Annotated in this window: 17 protein-coding genes; 11 read left to right on the forward strand and 6 right to left on the reverse strand. The window is 36.8% G+C overall.

Going from position 1 to position 19927, the window contains the following annotated elements; all coding sequences use genetic code 11:
- Nucleotides 1-1345: FUSC family protein (locus tag ASU31_RS23350; protein ID WP_245224596.1), on the reverse strand; the 1345-nt coding region annotated here is incomplete at its 3' end.
- A 756-nt stretch (nucleotides 1346-2101) separates the two neighbouring features.
- Between ASU31_RS23350 and ASU31_RS23355 the strand changes: the two genes are divergently transcribed.
- Together ASU31_RS23355 and ASU31_RS23360 are read left to right on the forward strand one after the other, a co-directional pair.
- Nucleotides 2102-3454, forward strand: coding sequence for a PhoH family protein (locus ASU31_RS23355; RefSeq protein WP_057934664.1), 1353 nt, complete (start codon nucleotides 2102-2104; stop codon nucleotides 3452-3454).
- A 98-nt stretch (nucleotides 3455-3552) separates the two neighbouring features.
- Complete coding sequence (locus ASU31_RS23360) at nucleotides 3553-4272, forward strand: hypothetical protein (protein WP_057934665.1); 720 nt, start codon at nucleotides 3553-3555, stop codon at nucleotides 4270-4272.
- 1 nt (nucleotide 4273) lies between these two features.
- Here ASU31_RS23360 and ASU31_RS23365 read toward each other — a convergent pair whose 3' ends face one another.
- Nucleotides 4274-5485 (reverse strand): TCR/Tet family MFS transporter, encoded by a 1212-nt coding sequence (locus tag ASU31_RS23365; protein ID WP_057934666.1) that lies wholly within the window; start codon nucleotides 5483-5485, stop codon nucleotides 4274-4276.
- Between the two features lie 271 nt (nucleotides 5486-5756).
- Between ASU31_RS23365 and gyrA the strand changes: the two genes are divergently transcribed.
- The 6 genes from gyrA (at nucleotide 5757) to ASU31_RS28145 (ending at nucleotide 13017) form a co-directional block, all read left to right on the forward strand.
- Entirely contained in the window at nucleotides 5757-8348 is a 2592-nt protein-coding gene (gene gyrA, locus ASU31_RS23370; RefSeq protein ID WP_057934667.1) for a DNA gyrase subunit A, read from the forward strand.
- A 26-nt stretch (nucleotides 8349-8374) separates the two neighbouring features.
- Nucleotides 8375-9463: a tetratricopeptide repeat protein gene (locus tag ASU31_RS23375; RefSeq protein ID WP_057934668.1), complete on the forward strand. Its 1089-nt coding sequence runs from the start codon at nucleotides 8375-8377 to the stop codon at nucleotides 9461-9463.
- 99 nt (nucleotides 9464-9562) lie between these two features.
- Entirely contained in the window at nucleotides 9563-10708 is a 1146-nt protein-coding gene (locus ASU31_RS23380; protein ID WP_057934669.1) for a tetratricopeptide repeat protein, read from the forward strand.
- 249 nt (nucleotides 10709-10957) lie between these two features.
- Entirely contained in the window at nucleotides 10958-12088 is a 1131-nt protein-coding gene (locus ASU31_RS23385) for an alpha/beta hydrolase (protein WP_167346235.1), read from the forward strand.
- Nucleotides 12089-12096: 8 nt separating this feature from the next.
- Nucleotides 12097-12798: an endonuclease V gene (locus ASU31_RS23390; RefSeq protein WP_057934671.1), complete on the forward strand. Its 702-nt coding sequence runs from the start codon at nucleotides 12097-12099 to the stop codon at nucleotides 12796-12798.
- A gap of 63 nt (nucleotides 12799-12861) precedes the next feature.
- Nucleotides 12862-13017, forward strand: a complete 156-nt coding sequence (locus ASU31_RS28145) for a PLDc N-terminal domain-containing protein (protein ID WP_425339043.1) — start codon at nucleotides 12862-12864, stop codon at nucleotides 13015-13017.
- A gap of 47 nt (nucleotides 13018-13064) precedes the next feature.
- On the opposite strand, the gene hemF is transcribed toward ASU31_RS28145, so the two are convergent.
- From hemF to ASU31_RS23410, 3 genes are all read right to left on the reverse strand, one after another.
- Nucleotides 13065-13979: an oxygen-dependent coproporphyrinogen oxidase gene (hemF, locus tag ASU31_RS23400; protein ID WP_425339042.1), complete on the reverse strand. Its 915-nt coding sequence runs from the start codon at nucleotides 13977-13979 to the stop codon at nucleotides 13065-13067.
- A 106-nt stretch (nucleotides 13980-14085) separates the two neighbouring features.
- Nucleotides 14086-15318: an MFS transporter gene (locus tag ASU31_RS23405; RefSeq protein WP_057934673.1), complete on the reverse strand. Its 1233-nt coding sequence runs from the start codon at nucleotides 15316-15318 to the stop codon at nucleotides 14086-14088.
- 102 nt (nucleotides 15319-15420) lie between these two features.
- Nucleotides 15421-15642: a hypothetical protein gene (locus tag ASU31_RS23410; protein ID WP_057934674.1), complete on the reverse strand. Its 222-nt coding sequence runs from the start codon at nucleotides 15640-15642 to the stop codon at nucleotides 15421-15423.
- Between the two features lie 323 nt (nucleotides 15643-15965).
- Between ASU31_RS23410 and ASU31_RS23415 the strand changes: the two genes are divergently transcribed.
- From ASU31_RS23415 to ASU31_RS23425, 3 genes are all read left to right on the forward strand, one after another.
- The gene (locus tag ASU31_RS23415; RefSeq protein WP_057934675.1) at nucleotides 15966-16451 is read left to right on the forward strand and encodes a DUF4442 domain-containing protein; all 486 of its coding nucleotides are present in this window, start codon (nucleotides 15966-15968) and stop codon (nucleotides 16449-16451) included.
- Nucleotides 16452-16462: 11 nt separating this feature from the next.
- A complete protein-coding gene (locus tag ASU31_RS23420) occupies nucleotides 16463-17092 on the forward strand; it encodes an AlbA family DNA-binding domain-containing protein (RefSeq protein ID WP_057934676.1) in 630 nt (209 codons plus the stop codon).
- Between the two features lie 297 nt (nucleotides 17093-17389).
- On the forward strand, nucleotides 17390-18754 hold the full coding sequence (locus ASU31_RS23425; RefSeq protein WP_057934677.1) for an MATE family efflux transporter: 1365 nt from the start codon (nucleotides 17390-17392) through the stop codon (nucleotides 18752-18754).
- Nucleotides 18755-19187: 433 nt separating this feature from the next.
- Here the strand turns inward: ASU31_RS23425 and ASU31_RS23435 are convergent, their stop codons facing one another.
- Nucleotides 19188-19922, reverse strand: a complete 735-nt coding sequence (locus ASU31_RS23435) for a hypothetical protein (protein WP_057934679.1) — start codon at nucleotides 19920-19922, stop codon at nucleotides 19188-19190.
- Between the last annotated feature and the right edge of the window lie 5 nt (nucleotides 19923-19927).

The following is a 19927-nucleotide window of genomic DNA, read 5'->3' on the forward strand; positions in this document are numbered from 1 at the left end:
GCTGATAATTACGTTCTTTGGTTAAACTAAATCCCGGTTTCGAAATTACCAGAATGGTAAGGAGAATCCAGTAGCTATGCGAGAAATTGAGAATCTGCGCCACTATAAAACCCAAAAGCATCACCACTGTAACCCGTAGCGAATGCCTGAAAGTAGAGGAAGTATAGGTTAAATTCTCTGTAAAAAGTTTAAAATCGAATTTTTGCCGGGTGATAAATTTCTCTGTATCTACCTCGGCCTGTCTGATATCTTTGCTATTTCTGATTTTAAAATAGCTAAATATGGTTTTAACCCTTGCCAGTATATTTTCGATGTTCACCTCAATGTTTTTCAAGGCAATAATACCTAGTGTATTGTACTCCTGATTTTGATTGTTCTTTTCCAGATCGTTGATTTTGATCTTTAACCTCTCGATCTCAATCAGCAAGCGTTTCGAAACAACAGGTGTTCCACCGCTTTTTAAGGCAAAAGCAATATCATCAAGGGCATACGAAATCCGCTTAATAGCCATTTCATAATCTGATAATATACCTGCTTTATCGAACTGATCATGCAGCTGCTGGTAATTATAATAGGTAGACATTACCTGCTCGAAGAGATCGACCATATCTACAAATACCAATAATAAAAATCTGCCTTCAGGAGTAGAATCTCTTACAATTTCTCGGGTTCTAAATAGTAATTCTCTTACTGCATCTTGTTTTTCGTGTACAGAAACCTGAAGCTGCAGCAAGTCTGAATAGGTTTTTTCGTAATTGTTATTGTGATGGTAAAACTTGGCTTTTTCGCGCAGAAACTCGGCGACTTCCAGAATAGAATCGCTTAACGATTGTTGCACCAAACGGAAAGGGCGTAAACGGTATACAAAATAGCTTAAACCTGTGTACCAAAGGCTACCTGCCAAAATCAGAACCGCATGTAACAATACTTCTTGCCAAGGGCGAACATCATCAATACTCAATACCATGATCAGTAAAACTGCAGTACCAACCGATGCAGCTCTAATACCATAGATGTAAAACATCGAAAATACAAAACTCGATGCCGCCAATAAAAAGCCGATAAAATAATGGTTTTTGTTGGTTAGGCCAGTTATGATAGAGAAGGTAAAGATGAGTGCGGTGGTAATCAGCATCGCGTTTCTCCGGTGTACCATTGGCCCTGGACTATCTACCACACTTACACATAAAGCGCCTAAAGATAAAGTCATGCCATACTTTAACATGCCAAACTGGGCAAGAATTAAAGAGGGGAGCAGTACACCAATGGTGATGCGAAGACCGTCGGCAAAATACGTACTCAATAAAAAGTCTTGTATATTTCTAATGGGTTGCCTAATCTGCATGATACAAAAATAACATAATAGCGAAGTTTTTTGTTGCGATTAAAATTAAGTTTTTTGCTTTTTTTAAACTTTTAAGCAGAAAATAGATAATGGTTTGATTAATAAAATGTTATGAATTGTTTGTAAGTATCATTTAAGAAATGTTAATAACCTAGAGCAAACACGCAAAAGGCAATCAAAAACGTCGTTTTTACAATATTAAATTGTTGATAACCAGCGATTTTAGGTGGATAACTTTGTGCATAAAAACGTTCGTTTTTCTCTTGACAAATGTGTGTTTTCATACTAAATTAGATCATATCAAATACGAAGTACTTTGAATTCTGATAAAACAATCCAAAAGAGATAAAGAACCGAAAGGGGAATTGTTTCGGAATGTTTACAGGGAAAACGATTAATTTCTGAAAGGGTTAAACCGAGTAAGGATATATATAACCATCGAAAGATTGGATCATAAGAAAATCGCACAGGCCCAAACAGAGATTATTGAAAACTAGGAAGTTTACGGACGGAGGAGTTGGAAATAAATTTTCACGAATCGCAAAAGTTGCAAAACCTAACGATAACGGAAAAATCAAAGTAACAAGAATTAGATGCTTTAAAATGCGACTACGGTTGTTTTTAAAGTTAAAACGGGGAACTGAATCGAAAGAAGAAGGACCCCGTTTTTATTTTGCCCTAAAATTTTGATCTTTAGATCAAAAAAAGAATAGTGAATCCTTCCACATATTATCCCTAAAATATTAAATTTACCAAATGGCCAAAAAAGGTAAATCAATCTCCAATCCGTCAAAAAAGATATTCGTTTTAGATACCTCGGTTATTTTATACGATCATGATGCGATAAATAACTTTCATGAGCACGATGTAGCCATTCCCATTCAGGTTTTAGAAGAGCTAGATAATTTTAAAAGCGGTAACGATACCAGGAATTTTGAGGCCAGAAGTTTTATCCGCCTTATTGATGAAACTTCAAAACAAAAACTCATCAGCGATTGGATTTCGCTAAAAAGCCCCGATTCAGGGAAATTTAAGGTAGTTTTAAATGAGAAGCCTTTAACCCTAAATGCAGAAGAAGTATATGGAAAAGGCAAAACAGACCATAAGATTTTAAACGCAGCATTAAGTTTAAAAGAAGAATATCCAAATAAAAAAGTAGTACTCGTATCAAAAGACATCTGCCTGAGGTTAAAAGCAAAAGCCTTGGATTTAAATGCAGAAGATTACGAAACTGGTAAAATTAAAAACGTAGATGAACTTTACGCCGGAAAGACCGAAATAGGCAATTTTCCTCTGGAAATTATAGAAGAAGTAAAAAAACAACCTTTTATTGATGCGAGTGAAATAGAGCTGCCACCTAAAAATGCTAATCACTTTTATATTTTAAAAAACAAGAGAAAAACTGCAAACGTGTTTTATAACAATAGTTTAAAAACAATTTCTGCAGTATCTACAGATCCGATATTTAAAATTAAACCTAAAAATATTGAGCAGGCATTTGCAATCCACGCGCTTTTAGATCCTGAAATTAAGCTGGTGAGCATACAGGGAAACGCGGGAACAGGTAAAACACTATTGGCTTTGGCAAGCGCATTAGAACAGCGTAAAAACTTTAGACAGATTTATGTTACACGACCGATCGTTTCTTTAAGCAATAAAGACATCGGTTTCTTACCAGGCGATGCAAAATCGAAAACCGATCCTTTTATGGCGCCAATCTGGGATAATCTGCGGTTTATTAAAGAGCAGTTTATCGGCGATGATAAGATGTCGGAAAAGATTGATGAACTGATTGTAACCGAAAAAATAGCGATTGCGCCATTGGCTTTTATCCGCGGAAGAACCCTTACCAAGATTTTCTTTATTATTGATGAGGCACAAAATCTAACGCCACATGAGGTTAAAACGATAATTTCGAGGGCGGGCGAACATACCAAAATTGTTTTTACTGGCGATATTTACCAAATTGATACACCTTATCTCGATTCGGAAAGTAATGGGCTTTCGTACCTCATAGAAAATGCGAAAAACCACCCGCTTTACGCACACATTACTTTGCATAAAGGCGAAAGGAGTGAACTGGCTAACTTGGCCAATGCCTTGCTTTAATTTCATAATCTGATTAAAAAACTTATTTATACACTCCAAATTCTTTTCTATTGGGTTCAATGTTCTCTATATTCTTCATCATTATCGCAATTCGGATAATGAATAAATATCTTGATAAAGATTCGGGTAAATTAACTGCAATGGATAACCCAAATAACGGGGCTAACAAAATTGAGAATTTTAGTCCTCTGGTTTTTCACTTGGTTATAATTGCATTGATTTTAATTTCATGTTTCACACCAGGAGTTTTAAACGCAGAAAGAATCAATATTCTGATTGATGATGGTATTTTTCAGTTTGTAAGTACAATGCTGATTGTTATCATTGGGTTAATAAATCCTTTTATATCTTTTTCACCCGAAACAAGGTCGAAAATAGAAGAGAAAGCATCTGAAACTGATTTTAAATGGATGAAATGGCTTATAGAAAATAAGAATTGGCAGTTATTAAAAGCGTTCTTTTGTATTGCGATAGTTGCTTATTTTATTTATAAAGGTTATCTCGTTATTCCAAACCTGAACCAGGGAATGCTGTCAGGAATCGCAATCTTTTTGATTTTGTTTTTTGTATTTGGCAATCTCGTTCAATTGATTAAAGATCCAGTTCTTTTTAAAAGAAAAACCTTGTTCAGGTTATCAATGCTTTATCGTTCTTTTAAGCTTTCCTTTTTTATATCTTTAGGATCAATTCTAGTCATTTTTTTGGTCGCTACAATTCTTAAATTAGACATTGATAAGTTGGTAAATATCCAAGGGATAATTCTTTTGGTTTACAATGTGGTTATGGCTTATAACGAATACAGGGTACTGGATGCTTAGCTTAATGGTATTTTCTTAACGACCTAAGCGCAATAAACAGGCCAGCTAACGTTAACACAGCACTTAATATGAATGGCGCACCTGGGAAATAAACCGGTGCTTTGCCTTCAATAAAATAAGCGAAAATATGTGTCATTACCCAAGGCGCAAATATGGCTGCTAAACTCTGTAAGCCAGTTAAAACACCTTGCATTTCACCCTGCGCGTTGGCAGGCACCTGATTTGAAATTAGCCCCTGCATAGCTGGTCCACCGATTCCTGCCAGGCCATAAGGTAGCATAAAGGCAAACATCATCCAGCCTTTGCTTGCAAATGCAAAAGCTACAAAGCCGATGATGTATAAAATGAGACCAAAATAAACTGCTTTCTTTTCTCCGATTTTAGGAAGGATCACCCTTATCAAGCCGCCTTGAACAAGGCCCACAACCAAACCCACAAAACCTAATGAATAGCCTACCCATGCAGCATCCCATTTAAATTTCTCCATGGTATAAAATGTCCAGTTGGATTGGACAGCGTGACTGGCAAAGTATAATAAGAATAAGGTTGCCATTAAGCCTAATATTGCGGGGTATTTGCCAATGCTTAACAATGAACCGATTGGATTTGCCCTTTTCCAATCAAAAGCCCTGCGTTTTTCAACAGGTAAAGATTCTGGCAGTATAAAATAACCGTAAAGCCAGTTAATTAAAGATAAACCTGCCGCAATCATAAAAGGAACCCGGGTGCCAAAATGACTGAAAATCCCACCTAGAACCGGACCTAAGATAAATCCAACACCAAATGCTGCACCAACCAGGCCGAAGTTTTGTGCTCTTTTTTCTGGAGGAGAAACATCGGCAATGTATGCCTGTGCGGTTGTAAAACTTGCACCTGTTATTCCCGCAATAATCCTTCCTACAAATAACCAAACAATAGAAGGAGCGAAGGCTAAAAAGATATAATCGATACCTAAACCGAACAAAGAACTTAATAACACAGGTCTTCGTCCGTACCGATCACTCATGGCACCGATAATTGGCGAAAATATAAATTGTACTGATGCATATGCAAGGGTGAGCCAGCCACCATATTCTGCTGCCAAACCGAAGCCACCACCCGTAAAATCCTGAATAAGTTTTGGTAAAACCGGAATGATCAGCCCAAAACCTGTAAAATCGATCAGGAGGGTAACCATAATAAAACTCATTGCAGATTTCTTTCCGTTTGCCATTGTATGTAATTTGAAACGCAAAAGTATCAGAATTAGTTAATATTGTAAATTTTAGTTCTCTACAAACCTGCTAGGTTAAAATCAAATGCAAAAAAAAACAAAAGCCCTTAAACTGGCCTTCAATGAATTAAAAATACAGCGATGTTTCAAAACCTATAGCAAAGGTCAAAACTTTTCCACAATGCCTTAATTCGGCTAAATTTTGTTAAATTCGCAAGGTTATAGTAATACCCTTTTTTAATATCGTTTTAAGTAGCGAGAATAATAATTTATGGCAGAAGATTTAGAAAATCAGCAGAACGACAAAATCATTCAAATTAATATAGAGGAGCAGATGAAATCGGCCTACATTGATTACTCAATGTCGGTAATCGTATCGAGGGCTTTGCCTGATGTACGTGATGGATTGAAACCGGTACACCGCCGTGTTTTATATGGTATGCTCGATCTTGGTGTAACCAGTAATAAACCACATAAAAAATCTGCCCGTATTGTGGGGGAGGTTTTAGGTAAGTATCACCCACATGGTGATGCATCTGTATATTTCACCATGGTTCGTATGGCTCAGGATTGGAGCTTACGTTATCCAATGGTTGATGGACAAGGAAACTTTGGTCACATTGATGGTGACTCTCCGGCTGCAATGCGTTATACTGAGGCACGTTTTTCGAAAATAGCTGAAGAAATGCTTGCCGATATCAATAAAGATACTGTAGATTTTCAGTTAAACTTTGATGATACCTTACAAGAACCAACCGTTTTACCTGCAAAAATCCCTAACTTATTGGTTAACGGATCTTCCGGTATTGCGGTAGGTATGGCCACCAATATGGCACCTCACAACTTAACCGAAGTAATTGATGGTGTGGTAAGCTATATCGACAATAGAGATATTACAATCGAGGAATTGATGAAGTTTGTAAAAGCTCCAGATTTCCCTACAGGTGGTATTATTTATGGTTATACGGGTGTAAAAGAAGCTTTCGAAACAGGTCGTGGCCGTATTGTAATGCGTGCAAAGGCCGAAATCGAGAGTATTAAAGACCGCGAGGTAATTATTGTTACCGAAATTCCTTACCAGGTTAACAAAGCACAGATGATTGAGCGTACTGCTGAACTGGTTGGCGAGAAAAAACTCGAAGGTATCTCGAACATTAAAGATGAATCTAACAAAGATGGTATCCGCATCGTTTACGAAATTAAACGTGATGCAAATGCCTCTATCGTTTTAAACAACTTATATAAGTATACCGCATTACAAACTTCTTTCAGTGTAAATAATATTGCATTGGTAAAAGGCCGTCCGCAAATGTTAAATCTTAAAGATTTGATTGTGCATTTTGTGGATCACCGCCATGATGTGATTGTTCGCCGTACCCGTTACGAATTGGCAGAGGCCGAAAAACGCGCACACATTTTAGAAGGTTATTTAATTGCTTTAGATCATTTAGATGAAGTAATTAAATTAATCCGTGCTTCCGAAACCCCCGAAGATGCCCGTTTAGGCTTGATGGAAAAATTCGGACTGAGCGATATTCAGGCACGTGCGATTTTGGATATGACGCTTCGTCGTTTAACAGGACTAGAGCGTGATAAGATCAAAGAAGAGTATGCAGAATTAATGAAAACCATCGAGCATTTAAAATCTATCTTAGCAGATGAAGGTTTGCGTATGCAGATCATCAAAGATGAGTTAGCAGAAATCCGTCAGAAATTTGGTGATGAGCGTAGAACAACTATCGTTCACTCGGCCGAAGATATGAGCATGGAAGATTTCATCGATGATGAAGAAGTGGTAATCACCATCTCTCATGAAGGTTACGTAAAACGTACTCCAGCAACTGAATTTAAGGCACAGGGCAGGGGTGGTAAAGGATCTAAAGGCAGTACCTCAAGAAATGAAGATTTTATTGAACACATGCTAGTGGCTACTGCTCACAATTATATGCTGTTCTTTACCGAAGCCGGAAGATGTTTCTGGCTGAGGGTTTACGAAATTCCTGAAGGCTCACGAACCAGTAAAGGAAGAGCGATCCAGAATATTATCAATATCCCGAAAGAGGAAAAAATTAAAGCCTACATTAAGGTTAAAAACCTGAAAGATCAGGAATACTTAGAGAACAATTTCATCATTATGTGTACTAAAAAAGGTACCATTAAGAAAACTTCTCTTGAGGCCTATTCACGTCCGCGTGTAAATGGTATTAATGCCATCAACATTAATGATGGTGATGTATTATTGGAAGCTTGTTTAACTAACGGACAAAGCGAAATTGTGATGGCATTGCGTTCTGGTAGGGCAATCCGTTTCAACGAAAGTACGGTTCGCCCGATGGGTAGAACAGCTACCGGCGTACGTGGTGTTAGGCTTGCGCACGATCAGGATGAAGTTGTTGGCATGATTGCTGTAAACAATCCTGAAGTTACGGTGTTAGTAGTATCAGAAAAAGGATACGGTAAACGTACCGATATTGAAGATTACCGTGTAACTAACCGTGGTGGTAAAGGAGTAAAAACAATTAATGTTACTGAAAAAACGGGACAATTAGTTTCTATAAAAGACGTTACAGATAGCGAAGATTTGATGATCATTAACCGTTCAGGTATTGTAATAAGAATTCCGGTATCAGCATTAAGGGTAATGGGCCGTGCCACGCAAGGTGTTCGTTTGATCTCATTAAAAGGTGATGACGAAATTGCATCGGTAACTAAGATTGATCACGAAGAAGACGAAGAAGAAACAGTAGATTTAACAGATGTTGTAGTTACAGACGGTGAAGAAGTAGAAGCAGATACTACTCCCGAAGCAGATGATACTGAAGAAGAAGGCGAATCGGATAACGAAACGGAAGAAGAAAATTAACTAAAAATAAGATTAGAATAAAAATTATGAAAAGAGTATTTCTAAGTATAGTTCTAGCAGGTGCGGTAAGCTCTGCATTTGCTCAGAAAAGTGAAATAACAGCGGCAAAAAATGACTGGGGTTTATTCCAGCTAACTTCTTCAAGTGCTACAACTCCGTTGGCAAAAAAGCTTGAAGCGTTAGCTAAAGGCTTGGCCCATACCGACAAAGCAATTGCTGATGAAAAATCTAAAGTAATGCCTGAAGCATGGTCGTACCGCGCTTTATTCGCTTCTTCTGCAGCTATTTTGGATTCAACAAGCACTGCAAATGCCGATGCAAACTTAAAAATTGCTCAGGATGCCGTTGTTGAAGCCAAGAAATTGGATACAAAAGGGAGTGAAAAAGATAATATTAATTTAGCTGAAACCAATATCAGCAACGCAGTTAGAAACGGTGGTGTAATTGCTTACAATAAAAAAGATTACAAAACTGCTTACTCAAAATTTGTGGCAGCAACGGTAATCAATCCAAACGATACCGCTATGTATCTAAATGCAGGTATTGCGGCCAGACTTAGTGAGGATTATCCAAACATGATCAGCCAATTCAAAAAAGTAATCTCTTTGAATTCTCCACAATCTAAAGATTTATATTCTGAGATTATCACAACCACATTAGCTAAACAAAAAGATACCACAGCTGCTTTGGCTATTATTAAAGAAGCTTCTGCTAAATTCCCTGAAAATACAGACTGGATTAAAACTGAAACCCAGATTTATATTGATAGGGGTGATGCTGCCAAATCTGAGCAAATGTTAGTTGCCCTGGCAACAAAGGAGCCTAATAATGCTAATTATCAGGTTTTGTTAGGCAACATTTATTTCAGTCAGGCTTTAAAATTACAGGCTGATAGAAATAAAATCGATCCTAAAAAAGTGAAAGAATTTAACGAAGTAACAGGTAAAATGAATGCACTGTTAGATAAATCTCTACCTTTTTACAAAAAAGCACTTGAGGTTGATGCTAAAAATCAAGGCGCATTAGAAACCTTGAAAACGATCTATGCTTTTAGAAATGATACTAAAAATTACGAAGATATCAAGAAACGTTTAGACGCATTGCCTAAACAATAATTTATTGATCGATCCAAAAAAAGAGCTCTGAAATTTCGGAGCTCTTTTTTTTATGTTTATTTTTATCGTTTATTACGGTTTTACCACATTATTTATATTATGCAGAATTGCCTTAAAATATCATTAACCGCTTTAATTTTCGTTTCTTTTAATGCTGTAGCGCAAAAAAGTCAAATTCTTATCGCTAGAAATGCTGTTGGTAAGCTACAAGCTTCAATTGCCAATAAAGAAGATGAAAAAAAACAGTTATCGATTATTACAGAAGGCTTAAAATCAATAGAATCAGCTGAGAAAGATAATAAAACTAAAAACTGGAGTGAAACCTGGTCTATAAAATCTTATCTTACTTCTTTCGCTTCATTAATTGATACTGATCCCAATAATGCAAATAAATTTTATGATTCAGCCGTTGAGGCTGTAGCAAAAGCCAAATCTTTGGATCGTTATGATGATAATGGTGGTCTCATTAAAGCCTCTAATCACAATATCCTCATCAAAAAACAAGAAAAAGGTAATGAAGCTTTTTTTAATAACGATTTTAAAGAAGCATTTGCTGATTTGAAAGAAGTATGTGATAATTTTCCTGCAGATACCACATTGGCATTAAATACAGCAATTTGCGCATTAAATATTCAATCTTACGACGAATCTTTAACTTATTTTAAACGTGCAAAAGAAAACGGAATTAGAAACCCATCGGTTTTTCAGAAAATGGCACAGATGTATGTTGTGAAATCAGAAAATGAAACCGCTATTAAAACTTTGGAGGATGGACTTTTGCTTAACCCGTTCAATCGCTTTTTAACAAACGATTATATTAATCTATTGCTTGATACCGAGAATTATAGTAAAGCTCAGGGGTTAATCGAAAACAATTTAAAAGTAGAAAAAGGAAATAAGTTACTTTATTTTCTTTATGGTTATCTGCAACAGGTTGGTGGAAATAATGCTACGGCAATTTTAGCTTATGATAAAGCTTTGTCTACAGATCAAAATTATTTTGATGCATTGTACCAATTGAGTTTGGCTTACATCAATACAGCCAATGAAACCCTGAGCAAAAATGATGCTGATAAAACTGAAAAATATAAAGGGCTAATCAATCGTGCACAATTTGCTTTGCAGCGCGCAAATGAAATTAACCCGAACGATAAAAAAACAGTACAGTTGCTGATCGATATCTACACTAAAAAGGGAGTAACAAACAAAGTGCAAGAGCTTAACCGTAAACTTCAAGAGCTATAATTTATTGAGTAATTTGTGAGGACAGGATGGTGTTAGAAAAGTAAACTTAACATAATATTAATTATAAGACAAATATACAAATAACGCTATTGCTTTGATTTATACGGTTATTTGTATATTTAATAGATAATGCTGTCTACTATGCAAAACTTGCTGCTAAAGGTAAATTCCTTAAGAATTTTGAATTATTTTAAATTCGTGTATGTGTGCGTAATTCTACTTTTTTCATTTAAAACAAATGCTCAAAAAGTGGAACCAATTAAATCTGATTATGGAGAAGTTGTAACGATGCATTCAAGCATCTTAAACGAAGACCGAAAGATATTAATCTACGTGCCTAAAGACCCCGACAATCCTGAGAAACGATATCCTGTAATCTATGTTCTGGATGCTGACAATCATTTCACGCAAATGGTAGAATATTCTAAATACCTCAGTCGGCAAGATGTGTATGTTATTCCGCCATTGATTGTTGTAGGAATAACAAATACAGACCGTGTTCGTGACCTCACTCCATCTAAAAGCAATTTCGACTATTCTGGGAAACCGGATACCAGTGCCAATGCACCTTATAAGAATAGCGGAGGAAATGAACATTTTTTCCAATTTATCCAGAAAGAACTCCTGCCCTATGTTAATTCGAATTATAAAACTCAACCTTACCGCATTTTAGCAGGACATTCATTTGGCGGTCTGACAGCTATCAATTGTCTGATTAATTATCCAGATATGTTCAATGCATATATTGCCGTGAGCCCATCCTTCTGGTGGGATCAGAAATTTCTTCTCAAACTTGCTGATAAAAAACTGAAAGCAGGATCATCTTTATCGAAAACGCTTTTTTTTAGCGATGGAAATGAAGGTTCTTCACCAGAATCACCTTTTCATAAAGATGTTTTAAAGTTTGATTCCCTACTCAAAAGCCGTAACATCAAAGGATTAAATTTCGAATATGCGAGCTATCCAATTGAGAGCCACATGACAGTCCCTATTAAATCGTACTATGACGGACTTCGATTTGTCTATCATCAATGGGTTCTTCCTCCTGTAAGTGATGAAATGATAAATTCAGAGACCGTTATGAAACATTATAAAGGATTGTCGCAAAAGTTTGGGTATCTAATTTTGCCTGACGAAGCATATTTCAACGGCCTGGCGCAGTGGTTGGTGAAAAACCCGAAAACCTTAAATAATGGCATAAAGATACTGGAAATGAATACAGTCAATTATCCATCTTCTTCAAGAGCCTTCACGGCTTTAGGTGCTGCATACGCGATAAAAGGAGAAAAGCAAAACGCTATCGCTTCGTATAAAAAGGCCAGTGAATTAAATCCCTCTTCAAATGAAGTTAAATTACGCTTACAGGAGTTACAGAAATAAGATATCGCATGTACGACCACTATAGCTTCGAAGATGCCGCCGCATATCAAATTGAACTTGCCAAACAATTAAAGTTTCAACCAATTAACAAAATTGAAACGATTGCTGGCGCAGATATTTCATTTAATAAAAACAGTACAACCATGTACGCCGGGATTGTGATCTTAACTTATCCGGGAATGGTTTTAAAATCATTTGCATTAGAAACTTACGAAACCAGTTTTCCTTATAAGGCAGGTTTTTTAGGGTTTAAAGAAGTTCCTGCATTATTAAAGGTTTGGGAATTGATACCCAATAAACCTGATGTTGTAGTGCTTGATGGAAACGGAATTTTGCATCCACGCCGTATGGGCGTTGCTTCGCATTTTGGAATTCTCGCGAACCAAGCCACAATTGGCTGCGCTAAAAGTCTTTTACATGGACAAAATCATCAGCCTCAAAATGTCAAATTTAGTACTGCAGAAATTAAAAATAATACAGGCGAAATGCTTGGTTTTGCATTGAGAACAAAGATCAATTGCGCTCCTGTTTATATTTCTGCCGGCCACTTAATAACGCAAGAAGAAAGTTTAGATATAATCAAAAAATCTGTTCGAAATTATCGGATTCCTGAACCAACGCGTCTGGCTCACAACCTGGTAAACGATTTCAGGCTTGGCAAACTAAAATCTGGCTTTCATGAAGTGGCGCCATCTTTAACCTTATTTTAAAATTGACTATATTTACGTATGAACGCTTATTTAATAATTCTCGCTATTGTCGTAATGCTTATCATGTTGGTAAACATTTACGTTATTTTAGACATTTCGAAATTTCCATACAATAAGAGACGACAAAAATGGATGTGGACCAATGTAGTATTGTTCTTACCACTTTTCGGTTCTTTAATTTATTTTTTGATCGGAAAAAAAATACTCAGCGAAAACTAAATAGTTAACTCAAAATGAAACTTTAACGGTTGCTTAGTAGTTTCGATTTAGATCCAGTTGATTCCTTTTTTAAGCAGCTGTTGGGTTTTGTATTCAGCTGAATTAACTTCTGGCTGAACGTTATAACCCCAGTTTGCCTGTGGTGGCAAGCTCATTAAAATAGACTCGATCCGTCCGTTGGTTTCTAAGCCGAATTTTGTTCCGGAATCGTAAACTAAATTAAATTCTACATAGCGGCTACGGCGCTGATATTGCCATTGTTTCTGGGCTTCTGTAAACTCTTTATCGCGGTTGCGATCAATCAGTTCAGTATAAATTGGTAAGAATGTTTCGCCTATATTAATGGAGAAATCTAAAATCTGCTCCCACGATAAATTGGTATTTTCTGGTTTCAGTCTATCGTAAAAAATACCACCAATACCACGGGTTTCTTCACGGTGTTTAATAAAGAAATAATCATCGGCATGTGTTTTAAATTTTGGGTAAAATTCAGTACCGAAGTCGTCGCAAGCCTGTTTTAATTTATGGTGAAAAAAACGCGCGTCGTTTTCGAACACGTAATGTGGTGTTAAATCGATACCACCGCCAAACCAGCGTGTTTCTTCATTAAGTTCGAAATAGCGGATATTCATGTGAATGATCGGAACCAAAGGATGATTTGGGTGTATCACAATTGAAACGCCAGTAGCAAAAAAATCATCTTCGCTTACATTAAAGGCTTTTTTTACGGCTTCGGGCAATTTACCATGTACCGCAGAGAAATTTACGCCACCTTTTTCGATAATTGCTCCATTTTGCATAATCCTGGTGCGTCCGCCTCCCCCACCGTTCCGCTCCCAAAGTTCCTCTTCAAATTTTCCTTTGCCATCGGCAATTTCCAATCCCCTGCAAATTTCATCCTGAATTTGCTTATACCGTTCCGCTACTTCTTCTTTAAACATGATGGCTCTTTCTATTTCCATACAAATTTAAAGCTATTCAGGCAGCTATATTGATTTATGTTTAGATAGTACATTTTATTGACATTGGGGTTTAGTCCTGAGTCCTTAATCTGAAGTCAAGAGTCTGTTATTCTTCCAGATAATCTAAATCTTTGTTGAAACTTTCTTTTAACTGGCTCAAACCAAACATCGCAATCAGGGTTAAGATTCCCATTACTAAATATCCGGCAGTAATTAATCCGTATTTATGGGTTAAAAATTCGAATAAGAATGTAATAGGGATTAATGCGCCCCTAACAAAATTAGGTGCAGTTGTAGTTACAGTAGCCCTGATGTTTGTGCCGAATTGTTCTGATGCAATGGTAACAAATGTGGCCCAATAACCTACCGAGAAGCCCATAAACAAGCAGATCCAGATGAAATTGCTACCCGTTAAGCCGAAACTGGTTAAATAAACAACTACACTCGCAACAGAAAGCAAGTGGAAGATAAAGACTGTTTTTTTTCTCGATTTTAATACCTGAGAGAGTAACCCTGTAACCACATCGCCTATTGCAATTCCAAAATAGGTAAACATAATGCCGGTACCAGCTTTTAGTGGTTCTGTTGCACCTAAAGCTTTACCAAATTCTGGCGCTAAGGTAACCAGGATACCCACTACAAACCATAACGGAATACCGATTAATATACAATAGAGATATTTCGAAAAACGTTTCCAATTGTTAAACAGCATAAAGATATTTCCTTTTGATACTTCTGTTTGGTTAGCAGCGTGTTTAAACATGCCCGACTCGAAAGTGCCAACACGCAATAAAAGTAGTACCAAGCCCATTCCGCCACCTACAAAGTACGAGGTTTGCCAGGTAAATTCGGCTGCTACAGTTGCCGCAACGGCTGCGCCCAATAAACCTACAGCACCCACAATCATGGTTCCATAACCGCGTTTTTCTTTATCCATGGTTTCAGCAACCAAAGTAATCCCTGCGCCAAGCTCGCCAGCTAAACCTATACCGGCAATAAACCTGATGATGGCGTAGCTGTTAACCGATGTAACAAAACCATTGGCAATATTGGCTAGTGAATATAAAAGGATTGAACCAAAAAGAACTTTGATCCTTCCAAGTTTATCGCCCAGTATTCCCCATAAAATTCCGCCTAAAAGTAGACCGAACATTTGAGAATTGATGATCAGGAAGCCATCAGATTGCATATTTGCCTGGGAAACGCCAATTTCAGTTAAACTTTGAACACGAACAACAGAGAATAGAACAAGATCGTAAATATCTACGAAGTAACCCAGAGCGGCTACAATAACCAGGAAAATTACATTACGGTTGTTTGCTTTTGCTTGAAGATCCATTTAATTATTTGGTTTAAATGCTGAAAGTACGCAATAACACAAATATTTAAAATAGATTTTTAAAATAAAAGCCACTCTTGTTTTAGAGTGGCTTTTACATTCCTACATAGGAGGATTTTTTTTCGTAGTATCAGGTGGCATTTTTGTGGTGTCAGGCAACTTTTTTGATGCTGTGTCTGGCGTCGTTTTAGTCGTATCCATTACTTTTGTAGAATCCGTCGCAGTACTGTCTGAAGAACCAGCCATATTTTTAGACGAATTGCATGCTGAAGTGGCTATCATAAGAGAACCCGCAAAAGCAAGACTTAAGATTATTTTTTTCATAGTTTTTATTGTTATCTATCAACCTAACAACCTTATAATCATTTGGTTTTAATTTTTTTTATTTCATATTGCTTATTTTTTACCCATCGCATTGATTATTAGTTCATTGCGAAAAAAATAAATGTATTATTCATGGCGGATCTTTAACTTATTAAATCTTTCTGCCGTTAAATTGGAATCTAAATTATAACCACGACTATCTAAATCTGTTAAAGCATCGGTAATGGTAGCATAAACATGCATAATTCTAAATTACCGAAATATTACTAAAACAAGATCTTCAAAACTTTAAAAGGTGATAAAACTTTCTGATATTAGTGAATATGATTATTTCTCAAAACACCCTGAAATGGGTAATGCGTTTTTACCCACCCCTATTTTTTCAACGCATTTGGGTTCAGAAATTTGAAAATGAATTTAGAAGCTGTACGGTTAAGCTGAGCAAGAGTTTTTTGAATAAAAATTATAACGGTTCTATTTTTGGTGGTACAATTTATGCAGCTACAGATCCTTTTTATGCCTTATTGTTCGATCAGTTAATGCAGCGCAGAGGCTTTAAAGTTCGTGTTTGGCTAAAAAGTGCTTCTATACAATATTTAAAACCTGGTCGTTCTACATTATACTTTACCATAACCGTAACTGATGAGATGTTGAACGAAGCAGAACACGCACTAAAAACCGTTGGGAAGTTTGTAAAAGCCTACCCGATGGAAATTACCAATAAGGATGGTGAGTTGTGTGCTACTGTGATGAATGAAGTGTATATCCGAAACCTGCATCAGGGCGAAACCCCTAGAGTTGCTTATTAATTTTTTAGATTATGCCGAGTATTAAGAGTTTAATTTTGCAGGGCGAAGGCGTTATGCTCGATTTTAAGAAAACCATTACCAGTACCGAGAAAATTGCCAAGAGTCTGGTTGCTTTTGCCAATAACAAAGGTGGTAAACTATTGATCGGCGTAGCCGATGATGGATCTATTAAAGGGGTAAAATCAGAAGAAGAAGAAAAATACATGATTTTAACTTCTGCACATCAGTTCTGCAAGCCGGCAATTGAGCCTTACTTCGAAGAAATTTATGTTGATGATAAATTGGTATTGGTAGTTAATATTCCTGAAAGTGACACTAAGCCACATTACGCACTCGATGATCAAAAAAAATGGTGGGCTTATATCCGCATAGACGATAAAAGCGTTCTCGCCAGTCGCATTATTCTTGAAGTGTTGAAACAGGAATATAAAAACAATGGTGTACTCATCTCCTATTCTGAAAATGAAAAAAAGCTGCTCGAATACCTGGAAGAGAACGAAAAGATTACACTGAAAGAGTTTAGTAAACTGTTGCGCAGTTCTTACCGTAAGGCACAAAAAGTACTGGTTAATTTAATTTTAACAAATGTAATCAAATCGCATACTTCAGAAAAAGAAGAATATTTTACAGCGGTGAGATAAGATGCTTTTTACCGATGGTCATCATCCTGAAGTTGTTTCAGGATCTATTTTACCCGCGTTTTATTATATAAAAAACTAACAGGAAAGATGCTGACCGCGTAGTAGCTACAAGGCAATTAAAAACACTAAATCTACTTGTAAAATAAATTACCTGTGGTGAGCTCGCTTAAGGCTCGGTTTACTTCGTAGCTTTCCACTTCGTTACAGGTCAGCATGACGATCGCCTTTGTAAAACAAAACATTAACTTTTCATTAATTCTACTTTTTGAGGTTTAAAAACGCGACCTTTGCAACCCTATGTTTTCTAAAATTTACACCAAGTATAAACCATATTATAAAGAAAATCTTCATTTGGCACTACCAATTGTAGGTTCTCAGGTTGGTCATACTTTGGTACACATGGCCGATAGTATTATTGTGGGCCATTTTACCGATACCATTCAATTAGCTGCCGTTTCGTTAGTGAACAGCATATTTATGCTTATCCTGGTAATTGGGTTGGGTATCTCCTATGGTTTAACGCCACTTATTGCACAGGAAAACGGTCGTCAGAATTATGATGAATGCGGAAAGCTTTTATCAAACAGTTTAATTATTAATATCTGTGTGGGGATATTTTTATATGTACTGGTTCAATTGGGGATATTTTTTGTGATCGACCACCTGGAGCAAACGCCAGAGGTGGTACGTTACGCAAAACCTTATCTGAATCTATTATCTGTTTCAATTATCCCTTTATTGATTTTTCAGACTTTTAAACAGTTTGCTGAAGGTTTAGGATTTACCAAACAGGCCATGTTTGTTTCTATCTGGGGAAATGCCATCAACATCATTTTAGGAATCATTTTCGTGAAGGGTATGTTCGGTATTAAATCGATGGGTGTTAGCGGTGTTGGTTTAAGTACTTTGATTGATAGGATTTTAATGGCCACCGTAATGTGTTTTTATGTATTGCGTTCTCAGCATTTCAAAAAATACCTGATCAGTTTTAAAGTCACGTTTTTTGATAAAATAAGGGCGATTAAAATTGCTAAAATTGGGATGCCTGTTGCTATGCAATACTCTTTCGAAATCAGTGCTTTTAGTGGTGCTGCAGTACTTATCGGTACAATCGGAGCAGTAGAGCAAGCTGCGCATCAAATCGCGATCAGTTTAGCTGCCATGACCTATATGATTGCCAGTGGTGTAGCTTCTGCGGCTACCATTAAAACGGGAAATAACTTTGGTAAGAAAAATTTCGACGATTTGCGTAAATCTGCCATAGCCAGCTACCATGTTATTTTATTATTTATGTCTGTTACCGCAGTGATTTTTGTTTTAGCCAATAACATCATGCCCTTCATTTATACGGAAGATGCCGCTGTTATTCCCATTGCTGCCCAATTATTGATTATTGCTGGCTTTTTTCAGCTGTTTGATGGCACACAGGTGGTTGGCTTAGGTGTTTTACGTGGTGTTGGTGATGTTAATATTCCCACGTTTATTACCTTTTTAGCCTACTGGGTAGTTGGTATTCCAATTGGTTATGTATTAGGCTTTCATTTTAACTTAGGCGTTAATGGCATCTGGTATGGATTAACCCTGGGTTTATTAACGGCTTCTATCCTATTGTTTATGCGTTTTCAGAATAAAACGAAGGCGCTGAAGGTAGGTGCGTTATAATTTTAATGGCTGCTTTGCTAGTGGTTAATTTATTTTGCGAAAATCAAAATGAATTACCTTTTCAGCGCCATCAGGTTTTGGAAATGAACGCCAGTGTTTCATGGGGTGCAGTAGTCCCGCTATTCGTTCCAGCCGATGAAGAATCGGCATCCACTACTATCGGGTTTATAATGAAAGGTTTGTGCAAATGATACCTGTTATTGATAGAAAAAACTACAAATAGGAAAAAAGTTAACGGATTCTATCCTATTACCTAGGCGTTTTCAGAATAAAACGAAGGCTTTGGTAGGTAATTGTCATTCTGAGCAAAGCGAAGAATCTTTGCTAGTGGTCTTCGACAGGCTCAGACTGACAATTTTTTTTATTGGTGGATTATAGCTAGCTAAATTATTTGTTGTGTCATCCTGAGCCTATCGAAGGAGCTTTACTCATATTATTTCCCACCAACATTAACCACTACACCAATGGTGAAGATTGAATTGCCTGCAGACATGTATTTACGGTTTTTTAAGCCAATATTACTGCTGGTGGTATATTGTAGCTGGAAAGTTTTGCTGAGCGCCATACGCGTAAAGAAAACCGGTTCAAAGAAAATATTGTCTTCTTTCGGTTGCACAATACCGTTTAAAAAGAACCTATCCATCTTAATATGGCTAATCCTTAATGCTGTACCGTAGTTGATTGGGAAATCTGTTCCGAATAAACGCAGGTTGTTTTTCTTTTTCGAACTGTAATTAACCTGTAAGAATGTTTTCCGGTAATCTACTTCCTGCAATTCGCTGCTGATGAGGATATCGTTTTTATAGTCGCGGAAAGTAATATCACTCCAGCCCTTCCCTACGCCCGCATAAACTTCAATAATCCGATTGTTATCCGGGCCAAAAGTATCAAAGTAGCCTCCACCAATTTCTATAAGTTTATGCCCGAAATCTTTGCTTTTTCTCTCGCTATTCATTCTCGAACCACTAAAAAGTACACCAATATGATCAGAAACGGCGTAAGCGCCATTAACGCTGGCATTGCCTTTTAAAGAGATGTGCGCACCGCCACTAAATTCGCCCTGTTTGCTTAACATAGGTGTATTTGGAACGTTTGGCATATAAACAGAAGAACAACTGGCTGCAAAAAGCGCTAAAACTGGAAGTGTAAAACGTAAGTATTTAATCATAGATG

Source organism: Pedobacter ginsenosidimutans (genome assembly GCF_001442625.1).
Lineage (GTDB): Bacteria > Bacteroidota > Bacteroidia > Sphingobacteriales > Sphingobacteriaceae > Pedobacter > Pedobacter ginsenosidimutans.

Excerpts from the sequence above, each read along its gene's own strand:
- ASU31_RS23355 (WP_057934664.1), top strand. The coding sequence starts at position 2,102 with ATGGCCAAAAAAGGTAAATCAATCTCCAATCCGTCAAAAAAGATATTC.
- ASU31_RS23360 (WP_057934665.1), top strand. The coding sequence starts at position 3,553 with ATGAATAAATATCTTGATAAAGATTCGGGTAAATTAACTGCAATGGAT.
- ASU31_RS23365 (WP_057934666.1), bottom strand. The coding sequence starts at position 5,485 with ATGGCAAACGGAAAGAAATCTGCAATGAGTTTTATTATGGTTACCCTC.
- gyrA (WP_057934667.1), top strand. The coding sequence starts at position 5,757 with ATGGCAGAAGATTTAGAAAATCAGCAGAACGACAAAATCATTCAAATT.
- ASU31_RS23375 (WP_057934668.1), top strand. The coding sequence starts at position 8,375 with ATGAAAAGAGTATTTCTAAGTATAGTTCTAGCAGGTGCGGTAAGCTCT.
- ASU31_RS23380 (WP_057934669.1), top strand. The coding sequence starts at position 9,563 with ATGCAGAATTGCCTTAAAATATCATTAACCGCTTTAATTTTCGTTTCT.
- ASU31_RS23390 (WP_057934671.1), top strand. The coding sequence starts at position 12,097 with ATGTACGACCACTATAGCTTCGAAGATGCCGCCGCATATCAAATTGAA.
- ASU31_RS28145 (WP_425339043.1), top strand. The coding sequence starts at position 12,862 with ATGTTGGTAAACATTTACGTTATTTTAGACATTTCGAAATTTCCATAC.
- hemF (WP_425339042.1), bottom strand. The coding sequence starts at position 13,979 with ATGGAAATAGAAAGAGCCATCATGTTTAAAGAAGAAGTAGCGGAACGG.
- ASU31_RS23405 (WP_057934673.1), bottom strand. The coding sequence starts at position 15,318 with ATGGATCTTCAAGCAAAAGCAAACAACCGTAATGTAATTTTCCTGGTT.
- ASU31_RS23410 (WP_057934674.1), bottom strand. The coding sequence starts at position 15,642 with ATGAAAAAAATAATCTTAAGTCTTGCTTTTGCGGGTTCTCTTATGATA.
- ASU31_RS23415 (WP_057934675.1), top strand. The coding sequence starts at position 15,966 with ATGATTATTTCTCAAAACACCCTGAAATGGGTAATGCGTTTTTACCCA.
- ASU31_RS23420 (WP_057934676.1), top strand. The coding sequence starts at position 16,463 with ATGCCGAGTATTAAGAGTTTAATTTTGCAGGGCGAAGGCGTTATGCTC.
- ASU31_RS23425 (WP_057934677.1), top strand. The coding sequence starts at position 17,390 with ATGTTTTCTAAAATTTACACCAAGTATAAACCATATTATAAAGAAAAT.
- ASU31_RS23435 (WP_057934679.1), bottom strand. The coding sequence starts at position 19,922 with ATGATTAAATACTTACGTTTTACACTTCCAGTTTTAGCGCTTTTTGCA.